The organism is Algibacter miyuki (genome assembly GCF_030409805.1).
GTDB lineage: Bacteria > Bacteroidota > Bacteroidia > Flavobacteriales > Flavobacteriaceae > Algibacter > Algibacter miyuki.
Map to the genome: position 1 here is coordinate 43442 of NZ_JAUFQP010000001.1, position 24003 is coordinate 67444.

Annotated in this window: 12 protein-coding genes; 9 read left to right on the forward strand and 3 right to left on the reverse strand. The window is 33.3% G+C overall.

The features are described 5' to 3' along the window. Positions 1–14: 14 nt before the first annotated feature. Together QWY92_RS00155 and QWY92_RS00160 are read left to right on the forward strand one after the other, a co-directional pair. Positions 15–2492 (forward strand): glycosyl hydrolase family 18 protein, encoded by a 2478-nt coding sequence (locus QWY92_RS00155; protein WP_290267617.1) that lies wholly within the window; start codon positions 15–17, stop codon positions 2490–2492. 169 nt (positions 2493–2661) lie between these two features. Beyond that, a complete protein-coding gene (locus QWY92_RS00160) occupies positions 2662–3969 on the forward strand; it encodes a family 43 glycosylhydrolase (RefSeq protein WP_290267619.1) in 1308 nt (435 codons plus the stop codon). 13 nt (positions 3970–3982) lie between these two features. Here QWY92_RS00160 and QWY92_RS00165 read toward each other — a convergent pair whose 3' ends face one another. The 3 genes from QWY92_RS00165 to QWY92_RS00175 form a co-directional block, all read right to left on the reverse strand. Next, complete coding sequence (locus tag QWY92_RS00165) at positions 3983–5713, reverse strand: glycoside hydrolase family 26 protein (RefSeq protein ID WP_290267621.1); 1731 nt, start codon at positions 5711–5713, stop codon at positions 3983–3985. 15 nt (positions 5714–5728) lie between these two features. Continuing rightward, positions 5729–8233, reverse strand: coding sequence for an LTA synthase family protein (locus tag QWY92_RS00170; protein ID WP_290267624.1), 2505 nt, complete (start codon positions 8231–8233; stop codon positions 5729–5731). A 79-nt stretch (positions 8234–8312) separates the two neighbouring features. Further along, positions 8313–9353 carry a GntR family transcriptional regulator gene (locus tag QWY92_RS00175; protein WP_290267626.1) on the reverse strand — a complete coding sequence of 347 codons (1041 nt, stop codon included), beginning with the start codon at positions 9351–9353 and terminating at the stop codon, positions 8313–8315. A 309-nt stretch (positions 9354–9662) separates the two neighbouring features. Here QWY92_RS00175 and QWY92_RS00180 point away from each other — a divergent pair, with 309 nt between their 5' ends. The 7 genes from QWY92_RS00180 to QWY92_RS00210 all read left to right on the forward strand — a co-directional run bounded on the left by QWY92_RS00180 (position 9663) and on the right by QWY92_RS00210 (position 23994). Then, on the forward strand, positions 9663–11768 hold the full coding sequence (locus tag QWY92_RS00180) for a bifunctional aldolase/short-chain dehydrogenase (RefSeq protein ID WP_290267628.1): 2106 nt from the start codon (positions 9663–9665) through the stop codon (positions 11766–11768). Between the two features lie 102 nt (positions 11769–11870). Next, the gene (locus QWY92_RS00185; protein WP_290267630.1) at positions 11871–13151 is read left to right on the forward strand and encodes a sugar isomerase; all 1281 of its coding nucleotides are present in this window, start codon (positions 11871–11873) and stop codon (positions 13149–13151) included. 10 nt (positions 13152–13161) lie between these two features. Further along, the gene (locus QWY92_RS00190; RefSeq protein WP_290267632.1) at positions 13162–14538 is read left to right on the forward strand and encodes an FGGY-family carbohydrate kinase; all 1377 of its coding nucleotides are present in this window, start codon (positions 13162–13164) and stop codon (positions 14536–14538) included. Positions 14539–14727: 189 nt separating this feature from the next. Beyond that, positions 14728–16137, forward strand: coding sequence for a purine-cytosine permease family protein (locus QWY92_RS00195; RefSeq protein ID WP_290267634.1), 1410 nt, complete (start codon positions 14728–14730; stop codon positions 16135–16137). 574 nt (positions 16138–16711) lie between these two features. Then, positions 16712–20860, forward strand: coding sequence for a hybrid sensor histidine kinase/response regulator transcription factor (locus QWY92_RS00200; RefSeq protein WP_290267636.1), 4149 nt, complete (start codon positions 16712–16714; stop codon positions 20858–20860). Between the two features lie 426 nt (positions 20861–21286). Next, the gene (locus QWY92_RS00205; RefSeq protein ID WP_290267638.1) at positions 21287–22510 is read left to right on the forward strand and encodes a glycoside hydrolase family 88 protein; all 1224 of its coding nucleotides are present in this window, start codon (positions 21287–21289) and stop codon (positions 22508–22510) included. A gap of 17 nt (positions 22511–22527) precedes the next feature. Beyond that, positions 22528–23994, forward strand: coding sequence for a hypothetical protein (locus tag QWY92_RS00210; protein WP_290267641.1), 1467 nt, complete (start codon positions 22528–22530; stop codon positions 23992–23994). The last annotated feature ends 9 nt before the right edge of the window (positions 23995–24003 follow it).

Sequence of the window (24003 nt, forward strand, 5' to 3'; positions counted from 1 at the left end):
AACATTTAATAGCTATGAAGCACAATTTACAAATACCGAAAATAGTTTTCAGAAACCGACTTTTAGTCGTGTTGTTTGTGGTGCTTAATTTATGCTCATTATCAGGTTTTGGTCAAGATATTGTAGTGAAACCATTGCCTATAGATTTGGACAGCACGAAGCTATTTCACGAAAAGGAAAAGGGCTTTATCCAACGTTTAAAGCAGACTTTAAAATTTAAACAAAATAAAACCGAAAAAGAAAAAGATAGAATATACCAATTTATGCTTGAGTTGGTTAGAGATAGCCTGATTAGTGTGGATTCGAATATGAACGAAATTGCCAAAGTACTAGATTCTTTAAAAATAGATGATAGTTTAAAAATAGAAGAGCTTCATGATAAATTTAATATTAATAAATTAGCGATAGACTCATTGAAAATAAAGCTTGTAGATTCTCTTGAGGTGGTTTTTAGAAGTAAACTAGATACGATTTTAAGCAATAAACTAAAAAATTATTTTGCGAATCAAAGTGTGTTAGATAGTGTTTCGGAAACCAGTTTAAGCCATTTAAAATCTGCAACATGTACTTGCGAATGGCGCGATGCGCAAACCAAAGCAATAAAAGATAGCATTTCGGAATGCTTGAATCACAAGGTTAAAATTATAGGCTGGCACAACTACTGGAATAATAAAGAAGAGGAATATAAAAACTATAACTACAATTATTTGTCGATTTTAAATTTATACGATTATTATGATTTAAAATTAAATGGTGGTCCAAAATACCCCGAAAAACTACAAGATTTAGGGCTTCAAGGTGGGGTAATTGCTATGGCGAAAAACAAAGGCACTAAAATAAACCTAACTGTGCATAGTAAATATCCAACTGAAATTGAAGGCTTTTTGGCACGTTCAGAATCTCAAAATCGATTGTTTAATGCTTTACAACACTTGGTTGATGAAGATCTAATTCAGGGGGTTAATATCTATTTTGAACACCTGCCTTTATCTAGTGAAAGAGAGTTCTCTCGTTTTATATCGTCCCTAAATGAACGTTTTAAAAATGATAATTTTAGTATTCAAATTACTATACCAGCCATATTTAAAGCGAAAAGTTTAGAGTATGCCCGTGCCTATAATTTTGCAGCATTAGTGCCCCATGTGAATAGTTTTATTGTGAGCACCGACCGAATGACTGATACTTTAGAATATTGGTCGCAAGCTAATAGCCCGTTGCATAGCGCATCCAAGCCTGAGTTTGGAACTATAGCATCTACAGTCGATTTTTATTCTAGCAAAATTCCGTTAACAAAATTAATTGTTTCGGTGTCATATTTAGGGCAGGAATGGCGCGTTGAAAATGAGTTTAACGATGTTGATAAGAGTTATAAAGGTCATATGGGGAGCTCTTATAAGTATACTGAGATTCTTAGGGATATTAAAAATAATAAAAACATAGTAAACGATATTGAGTGTGGCTACGATACCATACAAATGGCGGCCTATATTAATTGGAAGCAAAACAAAAATTGGCAAACGCAGTACAAACAAATTTGGTATGAAGATGAGCAGAGTTTAAAGGAAAAATATCGATGGGTTTTGCAGCGTGGTATTGCAGGTGTTTCAATTCGTGGTTTGGGATACGACGATGGTTATACAGGATTATGGGATGCTATAGGAACACATTTAATTGAAGTGAAATCGGCTAAAATTGATGCTGTTAAAGCTGAAAACTTAACAGAAAAAAGGTTAGTGGAATTTGACGCTTTTACGCGAATTGATTCTTTGTTAAGTGCTGATGGCGACGCGGCATGGGATGAAATTAAAAATCATAAAGATTACGGGATAACAGATGCTGTTGGAGTAAAAGTTTTTAATACGAAAATTTTTGAATATGGCGGATTATTTGAATTTGATAAGTGGTTTAATGTTGATGCTAAAGATGAATCTTCTATTTGGTATAAATATCAACCATATGATTATAGTCAAAATAAAAAAAGTAATGACGAGCGATGGAATTGGATGCAAAAGTACGCGCTTTACAGTGATTACAGTTGGGCCTTAGAAGAACAAACATACTATCTTACAGCTTATGGTAGGTCGTTACAAGAGGAGGTTTCTACGAAATATTTAGCCGACCAAGAAGCTAGTTTTTGCTTGTATCGTAGGCTTATTGTGTTCTCTAAAATTGGTTTTTATGGAGCGGCATTTTTCTCGGTTTTAATTCTTTTGACCATTTTAAGAATAAATTATTTAGATCGGTTTAATAAAGGAGGTACTTATCAGCGAACTATATTACAAATATTGTCTTTAGTTTTCGCCATTATTGCTGCCGTATTACTTTTTTATGGTTTATATATTACCCCTTATTTTAGTGAGTTTGGAGCATCAAATCAAGGCAGAATAAGTATTTATTGGATATTTATTATTCTTGTTTTGGGAGTACTTGTTGGTATTTTTATTCATTACCGCTATTTCAGAGGGAAATACTCTCATAAAAACTTGCCTTAAATTTATAGACATTATTTTTTCAATTTGAAGTCAGAAAGCAATTAGGTTTCCTTATTTTTAAAGTCTCCAAAAATTTCAAAATTTCAAAATCTATAATATGGCTTTGAATTTCAAAAGAGAAGCAATAGTTGCTAGTTTATACTGTCTATTAAAAAAATCAATACTTCGAATGCAAAAAATAAAATCAATCTTTTTTACGCTTTGTTGCGCTATATGCACATGTAATAGTATGGCTCAAAACCCTATTACAAATGCAAAAGGAGTGTCCGATCCACACATTCGGGTATTTAATGATACCATTTATCTATACAGTGGTCACGATTCTAACCCTACCGATAAAATATGGGATATGAAAGATTGGCGTGTGTTTTCAACCACTAATTTGTTAGATTGGACGTTGGAAGAAACCATTTCTCCAAACGATAATTACATGGCAAAAGGTACCAAAGATTGCTGGGCAAGCGATGCCGCCACCAGAAACGGGCAGTACTATTTTTATTTCTCCGATAGAAAACGGGGTATTGGTGTAATGTCTTCTGATAAACCTACTGGGCCTTTCAAAGATGCCTTAGGGAAACCATTGGTATCGCCTTTGCATGATCCTACCATTTTTGTTGATAATGATGAAAATAAAACACCATATTTAGTTTATGGCGATAAATCCGACGCTTATTATATTGCGGAATTAAACGAAAATATGATTTCAACTGCCGAAACTCCAAAAGCTATTACCATAACAGGAGAAGGTTGGGCAAATGCACCGGCATGGATGGATAAAAATTATTTATTTAAAGAAAAAGACACCTATTATTTAAGTTGGGGGCAACATTATGCCACATCCAAAAATATTTATGGGCCATACAAAAGTGCTGGAGTTTTCGGTACTGGCCATCATTTAGATGAATTTGCTCACGGAAGTTTCTTTTGGTGGAAAGGTCAGTTTTATCATGTTTGGTGCTATTATATCAAAAATGGTTTCAAATTTAGAGAAACTATAATGTCTTATTGCCACGTTGCTGACGATGGAACAATAGTGACCGATACCGCGTTTTTAGATGCTCATTTTAAAAATGGAGTGGGGCAATATAATGCCTCTTGGGATAAAATAGAGGCGGAGTGGTTTTACGAAAAATCATTAGAAATTGCTAAAACAGGGACAAAAATGAACGGGTTTGTTTTATCGAATATTAAAAACGACAGTTGGGTGAAGTTTGCAAACGTCAATTTTGAAACTAGCCCATTAAAAATCGAAATTCAATTAAAAAATACTGAAGGTGAAGGCAAAATTGAAATACGAGAAAATAGTATTTCTGGTCGAATATTAGCTGAAGTTTCAGTAAAAATAAATAAGGGAAATCAATCAACCACGTTGCTTGCTTCCATGAAAAAAGTAATCGGTAAAAAAGATATCTACCTTAAATTTACAGGTAATAAAACGTTTAAAACCGAACTGGATTACTTCAAGTTTATAGATTAAGTTTTTTTCTGTTTTAGTCGCTATTGAGAGTGTTATAAAATAGATGTAATGTCTCTTTTGAAATACTCCAATCGGGCGGTTTTATATTGCCCCAAGCCTTTGGTGTGTCAGACATATTAAAATAATTAACACCTATAATTTGTGGGTTCTCTTTTAAAACTTTTGCGGCTGCTTCTAACCATTTAGATTGGTATGCTTCAGGACCTTTAACTCCAAATTCGGTTATAAAAAGAGGTTTATCAATAAAGCGAATACGTCTGTATTTTCGATTAAAAATAGTTTTAAAAGATTCTTGTTTATTGGGGTCTGTAATGTTTTTATCAGGTAAGCCATAAATAGCAATGCTTATCATGTCTACAACATCATTCCCTGGATACCATTCTATGGAGCCTCGATCGCCAGCCGGGCCCCAAACTCTTTTTAATGTGGCAGGTAATTCGGCTTTAAATGTCATAAAGTAACGAAACGATTTTATATAAACAATGGGGTCTTGACTTTGCCAAGGATACCGAGTAATTGGGATTTCCATTTCATGTGCATACCTTAGATATACATTGCGTTTAGTATTTAGAATAATGTTGTAGAAAGAATTAATTTCTTCATCGTATTTCCCCGCAGTTATATGTTGTAAAACTTCCAAATCGGTACCTTTTTCAGGTTGAGGAAATGGTTCAAATGTTACAATAACATCATGATTACGTGCGATAACCATATTAAATTTTTTTTGAAAACTGCCATCGTTTAAATTCGAAAAATCGGCAAAAAGATGTTCAACAGAAATAATTTTTTCATCATTAAGTAAATTTTTTGGGTCGTATAATCCAATTTTTAGTTTTTGCTCTAAGTTATTTTTATTAATAGGATTTGGACGTTTAAAATTATCCGAAGCATAAATAACATGGCGTTCATTTTCAATTGTATTTGATATTTCAGTAACCAATTGGTTATCTAATAAGTTACTCGGGGTTTGTTTAGAGCCAAATACAAAAATAGGTTTGTCTAAAAATCTTAAACGGTGCAAACGGCGTTGTAAATCGTATGTTGTAGAATAATCATTTGGATAAGCATTTAAGTTTATTTCTGAATTACTTTTTAAAACAATCGATGCGACATCCACAACGGCATCGCCTGGGTAATATTCCAATACACCAGGATATCCTGAAGGGCCCCATACTATTTGAGATTGCGGCGCATAGGTTTTGCAAAGTTTAGCGAAATACTCGAATGCCTTTATATATTCATAAACATAACCTTGCCATGGATAGAGTTTATAAGGCACTTCTACTTCTGGATTAAATCTAAAATAAATATGAGGTCTATCTTTAATTAAGTTGTTGCAAAGTTGCTTAATAACATCATCAAAATAACCGTTAACCAAATCAGTCATAGGATTGTTTTTATAGGAAGAAATGGCATTGGTTCCCCAAGTTTCAACCGTTATCATTAACGGTACGGTATCGTTTTTCCATTGGTTAATTTTCGATTGATCAAAAGTGATGCCTTCAGATTTGGAAAGTTTTAAGCGGTAATGATAAAATTTACTAAAAAGTTTGTTCTCGTTTTCTGGATGGAATGAAAACTGTGCAATTACAGGTTCCGAAGTAGCTTCTTCTAAAGTGTTAGAAAGTCGGATGGAAACTAGATTTTTTATAAAAGTATTGTTTTTGATAACAAGAAACGCCACTAAAAAAAGAGATATGCCTGTAGCAATGATTAGTTTTTTGTATTTATTTAATAGCTTCATAATTAAAATATACTTTTAATTTTTAGATTTCATTAAAGTATGGTTTACAAAATCACTTTGGTGTTGTACCCAAGCTGCAATGCGTGTTCTTGCATGTAAAATAGCTTTTGGTGTAGTTGTGTTAATTATATTTGTGGTTTCATTAGGGTCTAAGTTTAAATCGTAAACTTCAATATGCCCCGTGCTTTCGTTAAAAATATATTTCATTTTTCCTTTTCGATAACCGAACAAATAATCGGACCAGGGCGCAAAGAAAAAGGCCTCGTCATGGGTTGTGTTAATGAGGTCTCGACCTTGCCATGTTTTTGGAGTATCTATGTCCAAAATAGAAAGTGTTGTCGTTGATAAATCTTTCAGCGAAGCAATATCATCTGTTCGTTGGCCGCTAAACAATTCTGGATTAATAAATAATAAGGGAACTCTTAGGTTTTCTTCATAAATGTCAGAAGCATGTCCGTATTGTTGATGTTGCCCAAAAGCTTCTCCATGGTCTCCTGTAACCACAACTAAGGTAGATTTGTCTAGCTGTTTTTCTTTTAAAACATTCAAAATACGACCTATCATTTCATCGTTATGTTTAATAATATTCAAGTATCTGTTGAATTCTATATTGTTTACACCAAAATCAATTTCTTCTTTCGAAAAGAAATACGGATAATGTGCTTGAACCGTCCAAAGTACTGAGAAAAAGTTTTTAGAATCTATTTCATCTAACCAAAGCTCAAACTGTTCGGCAAGGCACAAATCATCAATGCCATCTCCTTCCGTATAGGCGTTTTGTTTGAATTGATTGGAACAATTAATAGCTCTGTAATCTTTAACAACATCAAATCCACGATAACTTAAAAACGTATTACTTTTTAAAAAATCGAGGTTTGCTGATGAAAAAAAGGATGTTGCATATCCGTTATTTTTTAAAATAGAAGATAGTGTTGGGTGGTTAAAATCGGGTTTTTCTTGAGTTAAACTCTTATATGATATATTCGGGTAAATTCCTCCTAATATTGATGTTAATGATTTGTTAGTCGCAGGGGCATGCGCATACATATTATTAAAAATTAGGGCTTGATTAGCATATTTGTTAAGGTTAGGATTTATTTGATATGCTCCGCCATATAAGTCAAAATATTTAGAGCCAGTAGATTCTAATATAATATAAATTACATTTTTAATCGGATTTATTTTAGACGAGTCTAGAGCTGTTATTGATTGTTTACCCGCATTAGGAATAAATGTTTTATCGATGTCCGATAGTTCCATTGAAAAGAATGAAGCATCGCTATCATTTTTCGCAAAAGATGATACCATGGCTAAAATGGCATTGTCGGTTTTTCCTTTATCTTTAATTGTTTCAGCTTGTTTTGTTTGATAAAAAAGGAAACCAGCAAGGATACTACTAACAATGATGATTGTGCGTTTTATTTTTTTATCCTTTAAAAGGATAGGATATAGATGTTTAAAAATATTTTGCAATACTATTAATGACAAGCCTAAAGCGAGTAAATTAAAAATGATACTTACCGATAAGTTTTGCTGTAAAGCACTTTTGGCATCTTCGCTGCCTAAAAAATCGGAATAATACAACCATTCATAATTAAAAGGTTGGCCGATATAAATAACAGTAGTGATATTAATAAAGGCAATTAAAACAGATAAGAAAGCTAAACCTATACATATGTTATAAATAGTATTAGTGAGGTTCTTTTTTCTTTTAAAGATAACAAAAAGAGAAAGAAATAAGGTTGTAAATAAAGCGACGTAAAGTAAATCGCTAGTACTTGCCTTAACAAGTTTAAATATGTTGTTTGGGCTCGTGTATAATGTTTTTGGGTGTAAACCAATTATTTCAGCACGTGCCATAACATGCAATAAGCCCATGCTTAAACTTAAAAATAATATTTTAGAAAAAACAGAAACAGGGGGATAGTATTTATGTGTCTTTTTTACAGTAAAATAAACGATAAGCAAAAGTATGGATAAAGTGATTAGTACTATCCAACCATTAGTTATAATAGCCGAATTAAGTTTTTGTTGTGGTAAGTTGTAATTAGCCTCAATAGTTATTGGGGTGTCTTTATCAAAGGTTATGGTTTTATTATATTTCCAATCCCAAAAATCGGTGTATACTCCAGATTTGTTTTTGGTTATCCAAAAGCCAAAATATATTACTTCGTTTTTTTTTAAAGTTATGGAAACTTTAAAAACGCCCTGAGTTAATACCATTGGGGTGTATAACTTACCTTGTAGTAGCTTGGTGTTTTTATTTAAAGAAAGTAATTCTGAATTAGAAAAACCTTCAACCCCCCAAACAAAATTAACATTACCAGACTCAGGGGCGTGATATATTATTTCTTTTGTTATAGTATTTAATAGGGCAGAAGAATCGTTACTTGTGTTGGAATGTGTAACCTCGAAATTAGAAAGTATTTCAGTATTATTAGCCTCATGAGCTCGAGCACACCAATTTATTAGAAGAAAGAGGAGGATGCAGAAATATGAGAGTTTATTTTTATTTTTCATCAAACAGTTGAGATAGTAATTTATGCAACTAAAATATGATAAAAAATGAAAGTAATTTGTTTACAGCAACTTTAATAAACTAAAGCGACTCCCGATCAATAAAATTAAACGGTACTTTTACTTTGCCTTTTTGTTTATTTAAAATCATTTGGGCAGCAGTTTCGCCCATAATTTTAAAATCTGTAGATATTACGGTAATACCTAATAATTCCTTTAGTGGCGTATCATTGTACGATATAATCCCGATGTCTCGGCCTAGTTTATACTCATCTTCTCGTACTTGTTTTACCAAATTTACTAAATCGGCTTCTTCAATAGTAATAAATAAATCTCCTTTTTTCAAAATCATATCTTCATATACTTCGTCTAAAATTTCAAAATCGAGTTGATGTTCTACACAAAATTTTCTAAAACCATGTAAAATACGTCTAGGATAAGGGTAAACAGCCTTGTCCGGATAAATGAGCATGATTTTTTTGTACTTCTCTATTTTCGCTATACCTTCCTTTAATGCGTTATAAATATCGTTTTCGAAATCCTGATAAATTTCAATTAAATCACCTTTAATATCAGGGTTAATATTGTCAAGAATAAGTAATTTATCTTTTGGGATTTTTTTTATAGCTTCAATAACAGGCTCAGTTAAACTAACATGTTTGAGCGCTTCTGTTTTAAAATGAGGCATAATAACAAAATAATCGTAAGCCATTTTGTTTTTATCTAATAAGTTTAAAAACAAACTTTCGTCGCAATGATAAATATGTAAATCGGTGTGCGAATTAGCACCAATAGCATTAACAAAATGGTTGTAAGTCCGCATTTTATATGAGCTTAACTTATTAACCAAGAATAAAATATTCACTTTAGAAATTAAAGATGTGCGAGATATATAGTATCCTTTACCACGAATAGAGGTGATAATATTACGTTCTTTTAAAATATTGTAAGCCTTTTCAACCGTATCCCGAGATAAGTTGAAGGCTTCACTAAACATATTTATTGACGGGATTTTTTCATCCATAGATAAATTTCCCAAAGAAATATTAGTTATTATAGAATCTATAATTTGCTGATATTTGGGGATTCTAGTATTGTTGTCAATTTTTATATGTTCAAACATGTTTATGCAAATCACTTTTAATTTGTTCTTCCAAAGTAATGATATAGCACAAGTATACGAAATTTCGACTTAATTAAAATTTAGTGTCTTAAAACAGTCTAAATACAATATTGAATTTATTTTGAAACCTACTGAAAGAAAATGAAGCATCTGTTAAGTGTCTTTATTATAGTTGTTTAGAGGGGTGTGTTTCTAGAGGAATAATTGTATTTATAGAAAAAAAACATCAGTTGCAGTACAGTACAGGATACAATAGTCTATCTTGAAGTCTATTTTTGATATCATAAAAAATTATCTTAAACATTAATCATGAAAGAAATTACGAAGAGTTTTAAATACGTCGATTATTTATGGGACGATCAAAAGGCATTATCATTTGGCGATAACCAAGTAGATTTATTTTTATACCGATCTAATATTTTAGGGGCAGATTTACGAATTACGAATTACGGTGGTGGTAACACAAGCTGTAGAACTATAGAAAAAGACCCACTAACGGATGAAGATGTTGAGGTGATGTGGATTAAAGGTTCTGGTGGCGATATAGGCACTTTAAACAGAAGTGGTATTGCAGGAATTTATACCAAAAGATTACGCGATTTAAAAAATGTTTACGGTGGTTTAGAAGATGAAGATAGAATGGTTGGCCTTTTTAACCATTGCATTTACGATTTAGATAGTAAAGCACCTTCAATTGATACGCCTTTGCACGGTTTGTTGCCTTTCGCACATATCGATCACTTGCATCCCGATGCGCTTATAGCCGTTGCTGCTGCCGAAAATAGCGAGCAAGTAACCAAAGAGATTTGGGGCGATACTATGGGCTGGGTACCATGGCAACGTCCGGGTTTCGATTTAGGACTTCAAATTGAAAAATGTTTAGCCGATAATCCAGGAATTCGCGGTATTGTTTTAGGGAGTCACGGTTTATTTACTTGGGGTGATACCTCTTACGAATGCTACATGAATAGTTTAGAAGTTATTGAAATGGCTTCGGAATTTATCGAAAAGAAGATAAAAGAAAAAGGTAGTGTTTTCGGCGGTCAGAAAATAGAAAGTTTACCGAAAGCAGAGCGTTTAGAAAAAGCAGCACAAATGATGCCTTTATTAAGAGGTTTGTGTTCTTCGGAAAACAGAATGATTGGACACTTTTCGGATACCGATGTGGTTATGGAATACATCAACAGTAATGATTTAGAACGTTTGGCACCTATGGGAACCTCTTGTCCAGATCACTTCTTACGTACAAAAATTCAACCTTTAGTATTAACATTAGATAAAAACGAAGATGTATCAGATGCTGATGCTATTTTAAAGAAATTAGAACCTGCTTTTGCAGCTTACAGACAGGAATATGCAGATTACTACAATACTTGTAAAAAGGATAATAGTCCTGCCATGCGAGATGCCAACCCGGTAATCATTATTTATCCAGGAGTTGGTATGTTCAGTTTTGCCAAAAACAAGCAAACTACGCGTGTAGCCAATGAGTTTTACATTAACGCAATTAACGTAATGCGCGGTGCTGAAGCCATTACAGCATATACCTCTTTACCAAGACAAGAAGCTTTTGATATTGAATATTGGTTGTTAGAAGAAGCCAAATTATCGCGTATGCCAAAGGAGCAACCACTATCTCGAAAGGTAGCGTTTGTAACTGGAGCAGGTGGTGGTATTGGTAAAGCCATTGCCGATAAATTAGCTGCGGAAGGGGCCAATGTGGTACTAACTGATATTAATGAAGATAGTTTAAAAGAAGCGCATGCTACATACAAACGCGATGTTTCTACTTATGCTATTTGCGATGTAACCAACACCGATTCTATTGCATCGGCTTACAAAAAAGCATGTATTGAATTTGGCGGAGTCGATATTATTGTGCACAGTGCAGGTTTAGCCATTTCAAAACCATTAGAAGAGACTACGGATAACGACTGGAATATTCTACAAAATATATTAGTAAAAGGACAGTTCGATTTAGCAAAACAATCGGCAGCCATTATGCGCAAACAAGGTTTAGGTGGAAATTATATTGCTATTGCTAGTAAAAACGGATTAGTAGCAGGGCCAAACAATGTGGCTTATGGTACAGCAAAAGCAGCACAACAACACATGGTTCGTTTATTGGCTGCAGAATTAGCAAAAGACAAAATTAGAGTAAACACCGTAAACCCAGATGGCGTTATCGTTGGAAGTAAAATTTGGGAAGGTGCTTGGGCCGAAGGTCGTGCAAAAGCCAACGGTATTACTGTTGAAGAATTACCTGCGTTTTATGCAAAAAGAAATCTTTTAAATGAAATTATTACTCCAGATGATATTGCTAATGGCGTATTTTCTTTAGTTGGAATTTTAGATAAATCGACAGGAAATATTATAAATATTGATGGTGGCATGGCGAATGCCTTTGTTCGTTAACAACACAAAAATTAGTTTAGTTATAGTTTGTTTAGTGAAAAACTTCCATAAGTTCTAGTTGAAGTTTATGGGAGTTTTTACTTTTAAAAAGATATTAAAATTATGAAAATACAAAAAGAGCAAATCTCTGATTATAATAAAAATGGATTAGAAAGTCATAACGAAAGCTTTGATTTTTTAGCCAACAAATTAACAAAAAAAGGACATGATGTTACTAGCATTGTATCTAAATTAGCCGATTTCCAAGTGGCTATACCAAGTTGGGCATTAGGTGCTGGTGGGACCCGTTTTGGACGTTTTTCATTTTATGGAGAACCTTCTAGTTTAGAACAAAAAATTGAAGATGTTGGTGTTTTACACGCTTTAACACAAACGGCAGGTGCAGTATCGCTTCACATTCCGTGGGATGTGCCATCAGATTATAATGCGATTAAAGAATTGGCTAACGGATTAGATATTAAGTTTGATGCCGTAAATTCAAATACTTTTCAAGATCAAAAAAACGCAAAAGAAAGTTATAAATACGGTTCGTTAAGTAACACCAGCGAAGCCGTTCGTCAACAAGCTATTGAACATAATTTAGATGTTATCAATATCGGAAACAAACTAGGCTCTAAAGCCTTAACGGTTTGGTTGTCTGATGGGTCTTGTTTTCCAGGACAAAATAATTTTCAAACGGCATTTCAAAATACACAAGATAGTTTAAAGGATATTTACAAAGGTGTGCCAGACGATTGGAAATTACTTATTGAATACAAACCTTACGAACCCAATTTTTACAGTACCGTTATTCAAGATTGGGGAGCTTCATTGATGTTAGCTAACGAATGTGGTGAAAAAGCATTCACTTTAGTCGATCTTGGACATCATCTTCCAAATTCTAACATCGAACAAATTGTGTCTATCCTTCAACTAAAAGGAAAATTAGGCGGTTTTCATTTTAATGATAGTAAATATGGTGACGATGATTTAACCGTTGGTAGCATTAAACCTTACGCCTTGTTCTTAATTTTTAACGAATTGGTTTACGGCATGGAAAATAATCCTCAAAATCCAGATTTAGCATGGATGATTGATGCGAGCCATAATGTAAAAGATCCTTTAGAAGATTTAATTCAATCTTTAGAAGCCATTCAGGAAGCTTATGCCAAAGCATTACTTATCGATCAAGCCGCTTTAAAAGCAGCACAAATGGATAATGATGTGGTGAAATGTCAAGAAATTTTACAGGGTGCTTACCGTACCGATGTAAGGCCATTATTAGAAAAAGCACGCTTAAATAGAGGCGGCGTTTTAAGTCCAATTAATGCATATAGAGCATTGGATGTTCGTGGTGGACTTATAAAAGAAAGAGGGAAAAACACAATAGCTACAGGACTTTAATCTTTGTAGAATGAAAAAAAAGGTTACCGCAGTTTTTGATATTGGTAAAACCAATAAGAAATTTTTTCTATTCGATAAGAATTTTAAAGAAGTCCATAAAGAATACATTTCTTTTGAAGAAATAGAGGATGAAGATGGGCATCCCACCGAAAATCTTCCTGCATTACATAAATGGTTAAAAGATGTTTTTAATCGTATTATTAATGCGAAAAAATTTGATATAAAAGCCATAAATTTTTCAACTTATGGTGCCAGTTTGGTGCATATTGATGAAAATGGAAAACCTTTAACACCGCTCTATAATTACACCAAACCGTTGCCAAAAGAGATTGTGTCGTCCTTTTTTGAAACTTATGGTCCAAAGGAAGCTTTTCTAAAAACCACGGGTTGTGCCGATTTAAGCATGCTGAACTCAGGTTTACAATTGTATTGGCTAAAAAAAATGCAACCTGAAATTTTTAGTAAAATAAAATACACCTTGCATTTACCGCAATATTTGAGTTTTGTTTTTACGGGAATTCCAATAAGCGAGTACACCAGTATTGGATGCCATACAGCCCTTTGGGATTATGAGAAAAAAGATTACCACAGTTGGGTATATAAGGAAGCAATTAATAAAATTTTACCACCCATAGTGTCAACCGAAACGAGCATTAATATGAATTATAACGGCAGTCGAATAAAAATTGGCGTTGGCATTCATGATAGTTCTGCAGCACTTTTACCTTATGTGAGAAGTATTAAGAAAAAGTTTGTTTTAGTCTCAACAGGTACCTGGAGTATTGTTTTTAATCCCTTTACGGAAAAGCCAAATTCAGAAACACTTTTTAATAAAGATACTCTTAATTATATGCGTATTAATGGTAAAGCTGTTAAAGCAACGCGTATATTTTTAGGGAATGAATATAAGTTGCAAGTAGCTAAACTAGATGAGTATTTTGGGGCTAAAGAAGATTTTCATCGTTCTGTAAAGTTTGATTTTAATATTTATTCTGAAATTATGCTAGATTTTAAACATTGTTACAAATGGGAAAGTTTTTCAGATGAAAATATGCCTGATGAAACGCAAATTAGGTATCATAAGTATGAATATGCTTATCATCAATTAATGATGGAGCTTGTTTTACTTCAAGTTAAAGATATTAAAGGCGCATTAGGCGAAAACAGTATTGCACGCATTTATATAGATGGCGGTTTTAGTAATAATGATATTTATATCAAATTATTATCGCATCATTTTAGAGGGAAAAAATTAAGTACTACAGATGCTTCATTAGGCTCAGCTTTAGGTGCAGCTATTTCAATTTCAGATAATAAACTCAATTCTAAATTTTTGAAAGAAAATTATGCGCTTAAAAAGCATGTGCCTTTTATAGTTAGCGGATAATTGTTTTTTCAATTGAAATTATATTTTTATTCGAGTAAATCAATAACATAAAAACCCTTGATAAAAAAAAACATCAGTAAATAACCATGATAGTACAGGATAGGTTTTTTATAATTATCCTTTATTTTTCGTAAGTCGAATTTATTCTGAAATTCAACTTATACCAACACCACCAACTAAACCAAAATTATGACAAAATACGAACAAGCAGAAGGCATTTTAGACGATGCTTCTGGAGGTGAATTTGAAAGAACACCCGTGCCAAAATCTAAACTTAAAGGTTGGAAAAGCTTTATAGGGATGTATGCGGGCGAACACGCAGCAGGTACCGAATTTATGATTGGTCCACTCTTTTTAACAGCCGGTGTTAGTGCTTTCGATTTAATTATAGGTTTACTCTTAGGAAATCTATTAGCGGTTTTAAGCTGGCGGTTTCTAACTGCCGAAATTGCCATTAAAAATAGGCTAACTTTATATTTTCAATTAGAAAAAATTTGTGGTAAAAAATTGGTGACAGGATACAATCTGGCCAATGGTATTTTGTTTTGCTTTTTAGCAGGCTCCATGATTACGGTTTCTGCAACCGCCGTTGGTATTCCGTTCGATATGCCGATGCCAAAACTAACAGACACGATGCCTAATGGCGTCACTTGGGTGGTTATTGTCATTATCATTGGTGCCGTGATTTCTTTAATTGCAGCACGTGGTTACGATACAGTAACAAAAGCAGCAAATGTAATGTCGCCCGTTATTGTGATTGCTTTTTTAGCTTGTGGTGTTGTGGCACTTAATCAATTAGGTGTTGGTAGTTTTTCAGATTTTTGGAACATTTGGGGAGAAGGTGCCGAGCCTTTTCCTGGGCAAATAAAATTCACGTTTTGGCATGTTGTTATTTGGTCTTGGTTTGCTAATGGTGCCATGCATATTGGGATGTCCGATTTATCGGTATTTAGGTTTGCAAAAGAAGCTAAAGCAGGTTGGGCAACAGCAGCAGGAATGTATGTTGGCCATTATATGGCGTGGATAGCCGCTGCATTATTATATGCTGTATATTTAAAATCACCAGAAGCCATGGCTTTTTTAAGTAATGGCGATGCGCCTCCGGTAGCACCAGGTCCACTAGCATACAATGCTATTGGTGTCTTTGGAATTATAGCTGTGGTATTGGCTGGTTGGACTACTGCAAACCCGACTATTTATAGAGCAGGATTAGCTTTTCAAGCTATTTTGCCAAAATTATCAACGGCAAAAGTGACTATTTTAGCTGGAACTATTGCAACTATAGCAGGGTTGTTTCCGGCATTTGCCATGAAGCTTTTAGGTTTCGTTGCGTTATACGGTTTCATATTGGCGCCATTTGGAGCTATTATTGTTTTTGAGCATTTTTTCCATAAGAAGGTAGGTATTATTAAAAATTATGCTGAAGTTGCAAACCTTTCCTTTAATAAATCGGTGTTTTGGGCTTGGGCGATAAGTTTCGGTTTGTTTTACTTTATATCCATCCAATTTGATGTGTTTTTATCCTTTGTAACATTGCCTGCATGGTTATTATGTGGGGTCTTGTTTTTGGTGTTCAGTAAACGTTTTCAGAATAAATAATTTTTCAGAATAAAAAATATAAGTTAAACGCCGCTAATGGTCTTTTTGTAAGATGATTTGCGGCATTTTTGCAACTTATTTTGATTGATTTAGTACCGTTTAATATGCTCGGTTGGCGGTGCTCCGTGTTTCTAATTGAAGCATGCTTTAATGTTATTTTGAGTTCAACCGTGACACTTGAAACACAAAAGAATAAGAGTTTTTTAGATTATATATTTAAAAATAGACTTAAAATGATTATTAAGCCTTTTTATGTTGTTAAACCCGGTAAACGGGGAATGGTTTTGATATAAAGAGCTATAATATTGCTGAGGTTTTTACGCTAAGTTTTAAATTTACGCACTGCTTACGCTTCGTTTAAAAGAAACCGATATCAGCTACTATTATCGGAGAAGAATACAAAAATCGTCATTCTGAAGTTTGTGTTAAAGGGGGAATGCGATTGTATTACAATCAGAAAAATTAAATTATCTAATTAAAACAGCTGGAGTTTTTCATCCTTAAAAAACCGGTTAATTTATTTAAGTTTGTATTAAAGTTGAATAACCAAAAACCATCAAACCATATAAAATAAATGAATTGGAGATTATATATTGTATTTCTTTCTCTTTGTGTTTCGTTTTCAGCTCTAGGACAATTCAAAAATTTAAAATTTGAGAATCTAGATAAAATTGATGGACTCTCAAGCAGCACTTGTTCTGAAATATTTCAGGATAGCGATGGGTATTTATGGTTTGGGACAATTGATGGTTTAAACAAATATAACGGATATGGTTTTGAGGTTTTTAGGCCAAACTTAAACGATTCGACTTCCATTAGTAATATCCGAATTAATACTATTACAGAAGATAAAAATGGTAATTTATGGATTGGTACTAACAACGGCCTCGATATTTTAAATAAAAAAACACAACAATTTTCGCGTGTAAATATTTTTGAAAGTGAATCTCAAATTTCAAACACCAATGAGGTTATAAATAAACTGTTGTTTGATGAGGTTAGGAATACCATTTGGGTAGCAACCAATAAAGGTGCGGTGAAAATTGTTTTAAAAGAAGGTGATGTTAGCCCGTCTAACTTAAAAATCACAAGGTTTAATAATAACGAAAATGATAAAAACTCTTTAGATGATAACTATGTAAATGTTGTTTTGAAAGATGAAAACAACAATATATGGCTGAGTACAAATGGGGCTTGTTTAAATAAATATAATGAAGTCGAAAATAATTTTGAAAGGGTTTTAATTGAAAATAAACGATTTTATGAGCTCAACCATATTTCTAAACGCGTTTTTATTGATAATGATGGCGATTTTTGGATAGGTAACGATGTTTCTAATTTAATTCTATGGAATCCGAAAAATCATAGTTTTAATCATGTTTCTATTGTTGAAAACAAAGCGCCAATACAAGATTTTTATCAAGATGAAAATGGTATTATTTGGATTTCTACCGATGGTTATGGTTTGTTATTATACAATAAACAGGAAAAAAAACTAGAGCAAAGTATTGTTAATAATCCGTTCGATCCTTTTTCTTTACCCAACAATCAACCTTCAAAAATATTCCAAGATCGTGATGGTGTGTTCTGGATTGGTAGCTATGATAAGGGCGTGAGTAAGTTAGATCCTTCTAAAAACTTTTTTGGTCATCACTATTATCAACCTAATAACCCAGACGGACTTAGCGAAAAAATTGTCCAATCTGTTTTACAAGATTCGAAAGGGCGTATTTGGCTAGGTGCTTATAATGGCGGTTTAAATTTGTATGATCCAGAAACGAATACATTTAGAAATTTTGCACAGAATCCTAACAATAAAAACGCATTAAGTTCAAATAAAATATTATATACTTTTGAAAGCTATAATGGTGATATTTGGATATGCACTTATGATGGTGGTTTAAATAAATTTAATCCTGAAACCGACCAGTTTGAACGATTTTTTCATGATGAAAAAAATCCTTTGACCATAGAGCAAAATGCGGTTTGGACGGGCGTTGAAGATGCTCAAAAACGTATTTGGCTAGGTTTAAAAAGTGAAGGTTTAAATATTTACAACCCTAAAAATAAAACGTTTCATAGTTATAAAAAAAACTTAGCAAGTAATAATATTTTTACGGTATTTATCGATTCTAAAAACCGATTACTTATTGGTACTAATTTAGGGTTGAATGTTTTAGATTTAAATACTTTAACGGAATTTATTCCAAAAACATTAGACTTTTCCGAAGTAAAAGAAAAAGGAATTACTGGGCAGAAGATAAATTTTATTACGGAAGATGTTTTGCACAATATTTGGCTAGGTACCGATAATGGTGTTTTTAAGTTAGATACCAATTTAAAAGTCTTAAAATCGTATGCTTCAGCAAACGGCCTGCCTAATAACTTTGTTGTTGGCTTGGTAGAAGATGATGATAAAAATTTCTGGGTAACCACCAAAAACGGTTTGTCATTCATCAACACTAAAACAGATCAAATTAAAAATTTTAATACGCACGATGGTGTACAAGGTGCGGAGTTTCAAAGTAAATCGATAACCAAAATTAAAGATGGTAGAATAATAGCAGGAGGTATCAATGGTTTCAATATTTTTAATCCGAAAAGAATTAATTTAAAATCAGCGGCAGTATTAAAACCCAAAATAACTGGTTTTCGTTTAAATAATAAGAAGATAAGTTACGGCGATTCTGTAAACGGTCGAGTACTTCTAAATAAAGCTATTTCTCAAACCAATCACATAGAGTTACAGCATAATGAAAACTATATTTCGTTTGAGTTCGAAGCGCTTTTTTATAATAATCCGGAACATGTTAAGTATGCCTACAAAATGCATGGTATTGATGATAGCTTTATAACCGTTGATAACTCGCGTGTTGTTAATCAGGCTAATTTACTTCCAGGTACTTATACTTTTGAAGTTATTGCATCTATTGATAATGCATGGGATAAAAGTGAATCGGCGGTAATCAATATTGAAATTTTGCCACCACTCTGGAAAACTTGGTGGGCATATTCCATTTATTTTATACTAACCATTGGGTTGGTTTGGTTTTTTATGAGGTTGTATAGTAAAACTATTCAGGAATCTCAGGAACGAAACCTAGATTTAATGAAACTTCAGTTTTTTATAAATGTATCTCATGAGTTTAGAACACCGTTAACGCTTATTTTAAATCCGTTAGAAAAAATATTAGGAAACTTAAGTGAGACTACGGTTGTGAAATCTTCAGCATTATCAGCGCAACGTAGTGCTAGACGTTTGTTGCACTTGGTAAATCAACTTTTAGATTACCGAAAAATGGATGCAGGAATGGCGCCACTGCAATTAGAAAAAGGTGATATCGTAAAGTTTAGCGAAGCTATTTTTGATTTATTTAAAGGCTTAGCCGAAAAAAAAGAAATAAACTATAGATTTATTTCGTCTTCCGGAGAAGTTATTTCCCTTTTCGATTTTGATAAAGTTGAAAAAATAATTACGAATTTGATATCTAATGCCATAAAATTCACAGAAAGCGGTGGCGATATTGTGGTTTCTATAACGCACGTAACAGAAGAGGCTAATGCTTCCGGTGTTTTTAAAATGAAAAAAGCCAAACTCGGCGAACATGTAGAAATTGTTATAAAAGATACCGGTATCGGAATGGATAAAGAGCAGCAAGAGCAGGTGTTTTCTCGTTTTTCTAATTTAGATGCTTCTAAATCAGGAACAGGTATTGGGCTAAATTTTACTAAAGCCTTGGTTGAAATCCATGAGGGTGCTATAGCTGTAAAAAGTAAATTTAAAAAAGGAACTAAGTTTGTAGTTAGGCTGCCTTTAAATATGAACAGGAAGGAAGAAACGGTAGAAAGTATTAAAAACGAGTTTCTTATAAATTCCATGAAAGCAGTTGAGTATGATATGTTAACCTCGGATATAACGGTATCTGCGGAAAATTCAAAGCCCGAAAACCCAGAATCAAAAACCATACTCATAGTTGAAGATAATAGCGAACTACGGGCACATTTAAAAGATGATTTAAACGATACTTACATTGTGAAAGAAGCCGTTAACGGAAAAGAAGGCTTAGAAATGGTGCTAAAGCATTATCCCGATATTATTATTAGCGATGTTATGATGCCAAAAATGGACGGCTTCGAGATGTGTAAAAACTTAAAAGCAGCGTTTGAAACTTGCCATATTCCCATTATTTTATTAACAGCAAGAAGTCGTGAAGCGGATTTAATCTCAGGTTTTAACCAAGGTGCCGATGCCTATATTGCAAAACCGTTTAGAATTGCGGTGTTAAAGGCACGGATTAAAAATTTATTAGATTCCAAAGAACGATTAAAAGAGAAATTCTCAAAACTCGGCGCGATACTGCCATCAAAGGAGCTAACAACAAATTCTTTAGACGAAGCTTTTATTGAAAAAGTAACCAAATTTGTACTGGATAATATAAGTGATCCCGATTTTAAAATTGCTGATATTTTAAAAGAAATCGGCCTTGGTAAATCTCAGTTTTATAGAAAAATACAATCTATTACAGGGCAAAATCCAAGTGGGTTTATTAGAACCATTCGTTTAAAACGAGCTTCGGAATTACTATTGAATAGCCATTATTCTATTAAAGAAATTTCATATATGTGTGGTTTTAATTCTACAACCTATTTCGGAAAAACCTTTAAAGATTTATTCGGAGTTTCTCCTACTGAATACCTAGAGAATAATAAGAAAGAATTATAAAAAGCGTGTGTTTTTTTCGTTTTTGAAGCTTTAATTAATAAGGAGAAACCTTTTTATTTAATGCATTTTCAATCCTAGATGTTTCCGAAAATGTAAGTCAATTTTTATTGTACTAAATAATATACACGTAATATTTATATATTGTCTTAGGTGTATGCCAGCATTGGTTTGTTTTACTTCTACAGTTGTTATACCTGGTGTTTATTGCTTAAATGGGTTATGGTTTTGAGTTTTGGGTTTATAATTTTGACGTGTTTTTTACTTGTTTTAATAATATTGCAGTGTCGTTTTTTATTCCGAAGAATGTTTTTTATCAAAGCATGAATCATTGGAATGAATCCATTAGAAAATGGGTTAACAAAGAAAATGAGATAGAAGTACAATACTGTCGATAGACGTTTTTATAAATAGAATAATTTAAAAAATATGAGCATATTAAAAAAAGGAAAAAAGGTGTTGGCCATAGCATTGGCGACAACGTTGGTAGGATGTTTTTCAACTAAAAAAGAAACGTCTAGTACATCCGTTGATAGTGTTTTAAATGCCAATACGATAAAAGTTAAAGCCGCTTTAAAAGATTTAAAAACATTCGATAGTTTTCCTCGTACTATTTCTAAAGGTCATAACAAATGGGAGAAAGTAGGTGTAAAAGATTGGTGTAGCGGATTTTGGCCGGGAGTACTTTGGTATGCTTATGAGTTTTCTGGGGATGAAGAATTAAAAAAAGCAGCTGAAAACTTTACGTTACCTATAAAAACTATTGCTTATAGTGAGGCTCTAGATCATGATGTTGGTTTTCAGGTTTTTAATAGTTATGGTAATGGTTACAGACTTACCGGTAATCCAGAATATAAAAAAGTATTGCTAGCTGCAGCCGATACTTTAGCAACTTTGTACAACCCAATTGTTGGTTCAATTCATTCTTGGCCAATGAAACCACAATACCCACACAATACCATTATTGATAATATGATTAATTTAGAGCTACTGTTTTGGGCGGCTAAAAATGGCGGATCGAAAAAGCTCTACGATATTGCTGAAAGTCATGCTGAAGTTACTATGAAACATTTGGTTCGCCCAGATTATTCAACCTACCATTTAGGGGCTTTTGATGATAAAACAGGCGCATTTATTCGTGGCGTTGCGCATCAAGGTTATGCTGATAATTCTTTGTGGGCAAGAGGGCAGACTTGGGGGATTTATGGATTTTCTTTCGCGTACAGAGAAACAGGAAGAGACGATTTTTTAAAAACAGCCATTGGCCTTGCCGATAAATTTTTAGAACGTTTACCAGAAGATGGTATGCCTTTTTGGGATTTTGACGACCCGAAAATTCCAAATGCACCTAAAGATGCTTCTGCCGCAGCCGTTGCAGCTTGTGGATTATTGGATTTGTCAAGTTTAGTGAAAGATTCGGAATTAAAAGAAACTTATTTTAATGCGGCCAAACGTTTTATAGCTATTTTGTCTTCCGAGACTTATTTAAGTAATACAACCAATCAAGCATTATTGTTACATTCAACAGGGCATCATCCTAGAAATTCTGAAATAGATGTTCCGATTATTTATGCCGATTACTATTTTATGGAAGCCTTGTTACGATTGAAGAAAATGGAAGCTAGTAAAAAAAAAATCATAGTCAATTTTTAAACTGAAAGGACTAAATTATGAGGAATGAAAACACTGGAAAGATGATTAAATCGGCTAAATTAATTTGTTTTTTATGTGTTGGGATATTATCTTTTTCAGCTTGTAAAAGTGAAAAAAAAGAAGTGATTCTTCATGGTAATGTTGTTTTAGTTGAAAACCTAAAAGATTTCACACAATACCTATCAATGGATGATGTTACGGTGAGATTAAAACCTGGTAGTTACAAAGTAAGTGATACATCGTTTAGCGAAACGGCTATTTTAAAACGTTACCAAGGAGAGAATAAAACATCTGATTTTCCTATAGCCTCTATATTTAATTTTTCAGGGAGTAATAACCGGTTTATTTTAGACGGTGTTGTTATTCATATAGACAGTAAACTGCATACAGCTTTCGGAAACCGTCAAATTTTTGAAATATTTGTGACAGGAAATAATAACACTATTGAAGGCTTAGAAGTTTATGACGAGGCGCACGAACATGAAGCACCTTCGCGCGCAGCCATCATGATGCATGTTATGGGAGATGGGAATAGTATTGTGAATACAACCCTCCATATTAAAGGTTCTTACCCTTATGGTTACGGACACTTATTAGGGAAAGGAACAAGAACAATAGTAAAACCCCGAAAGCACTCGTCTCTTTTAGTTACAGGGAAAGACACCAAATTAATTGGTTGTAACGTGATTACTCGCGGTTTTGGTCATGGTATTGTAATGCAAGGCGCTGTAAATACACTTATAAAAGATTGTTATGTAGAAGGCGAAATGCGTGCTACCGATGCGATGTTAGCCGAAACATCAGGACCTGCTTTTGATACAGGGTTTAAAAGTGATTATCCTCCGGGAGATATATTACCAAATGAAATAAAATCACTTTCCGAAGATGGTGTTAGGTCTTATCCGTATGGTTATTTTGTGGGAAGAAAAACAGAAAATATTACCATTATAAACACCACGGTAAAAAATATGCGGTCTGGTTTCGATTTAAGTGCGCATGTTGGTAGAACGCTTATAGATGGCTGTACGGCTCTTGGATGTCAAGAAAAAGGATATTCGGTATCTAAAAATGCAGTTATTAAAAATTCAAAAGGGGATGCTAAATATGGGCCTTTGTTAAGCTTTCATAATAACAATACTGAAAATTGTACTGTTGAATTAGGACTGATAAATACCGTAAGTGAATTTCCGGTGCATCGTTTAGCAGAAATTAACGGTACAGGGCATAAAATTACACTTAAGAATCACAAAAGTGAATCAAGATCTATAGCTTCTCCTATTGTTTTCGGAGAATCTTTTTGGTCCGATGTGCATAAGTACAGACAGCCCAATACAGATCCTAAAGCATTTTCTGGTGCTTATAATATTACCTTAATCAACGAGACAGGGATGCCGGTTGTTTTTAAGGAATTAACGAGCGATTGTAAAGTAACGTCTAATGGCGAATTATCGCAAGATTTGGGTGAAAGAAATCAATTTAATTAATGAAACATA

What these genes read in the sequence shown, in the direction of transcription:
- QWY92_RS00155 (WP_290267617.1), top strand. Translation starts at nt 15, where the DNA reads ATGAAGCACAATTTACAAATACCGAAAATAGTTTTCAGAAACCGACTT.
- QWY92_RS00160 (WP_290267619.1), top strand. Translation starts at nt 2,662, where the DNA reads ATGCAAAAAATAAAATCAATCTTTTTTACGCTTTGTTGCGCTATATGC.
- QWY92_RS00165 (WP_290267621.1), bottom strand. Translation starts at nt 5,713, where the DNA reads ATGAAGCTATTAAATAAATACAAAAAACTAATCATTGCTACAGGCATA.
- QWY92_RS00170 (WP_290267624.1), bottom strand. Translation starts at nt 8,233, where the DNA reads ATGAAAAATAAAAATAAACTCTCATATTTCTGCATCCTCCTCTTTCTT.
- QWY92_RS00175 (WP_290267626.1), bottom strand. Translation starts at nt 9,353, where the DNA reads ATGTTTGAACATATAAAAATTGACAACAATACTAGAATCCCCAAATAT.
- QWY92_RS00180 (WP_290267628.1), top strand. Translation starts at nt 9,663, where the DNA reads ATGAAAGAAATTACGAAGAGTTTTAAATACGTCGATTATTTATGGGAC.
- QWY92_RS00185 (WP_290267630.1), top strand. Translation starts at nt 11,871, where the DNA reads ATGAAAATACAAAAAGAGCAAATCTCTGATTATAATAAAAATGGATTA.
- QWY92_RS00190 (WP_290267632.1), top strand. Translation starts at nt 13,162, where the DNA reads ATGAAAAAAAAGGTTACCGCAGTTTTTGATATTGGTAAAACCAATAAG.
- QWY92_RS00195 (WP_290267634.1), top strand. Translation starts at nt 14,728, where the DNA reads ATGACAAAATACGAACAAGCAGAAGGCATTTTAGACGATGCTTCTGGA.
- QWY92_RS00200 (WP_290267636.1), top strand. Translation starts at nt 16,712, where the DNA reads ATGAATTGGAGATTATATATTGTATTTCTTTCTCTTTGTGTTTCGTTT.
- QWY92_RS00205 (WP_290267638.1), top strand. Translation starts at nt 21,287, where the DNA reads ATGAGCATATTAAAAAAAGGAAAAAAGGTGTTGGCCATAGCATTGGCG.
- QWY92_RS00210 (WP_290267641.1), top strand. Translation starts at nt 22,528, where the DNA reads ATGAGGAATGAAAACACTGGAAAGATGATTAAATCGGCTAAATTAATT.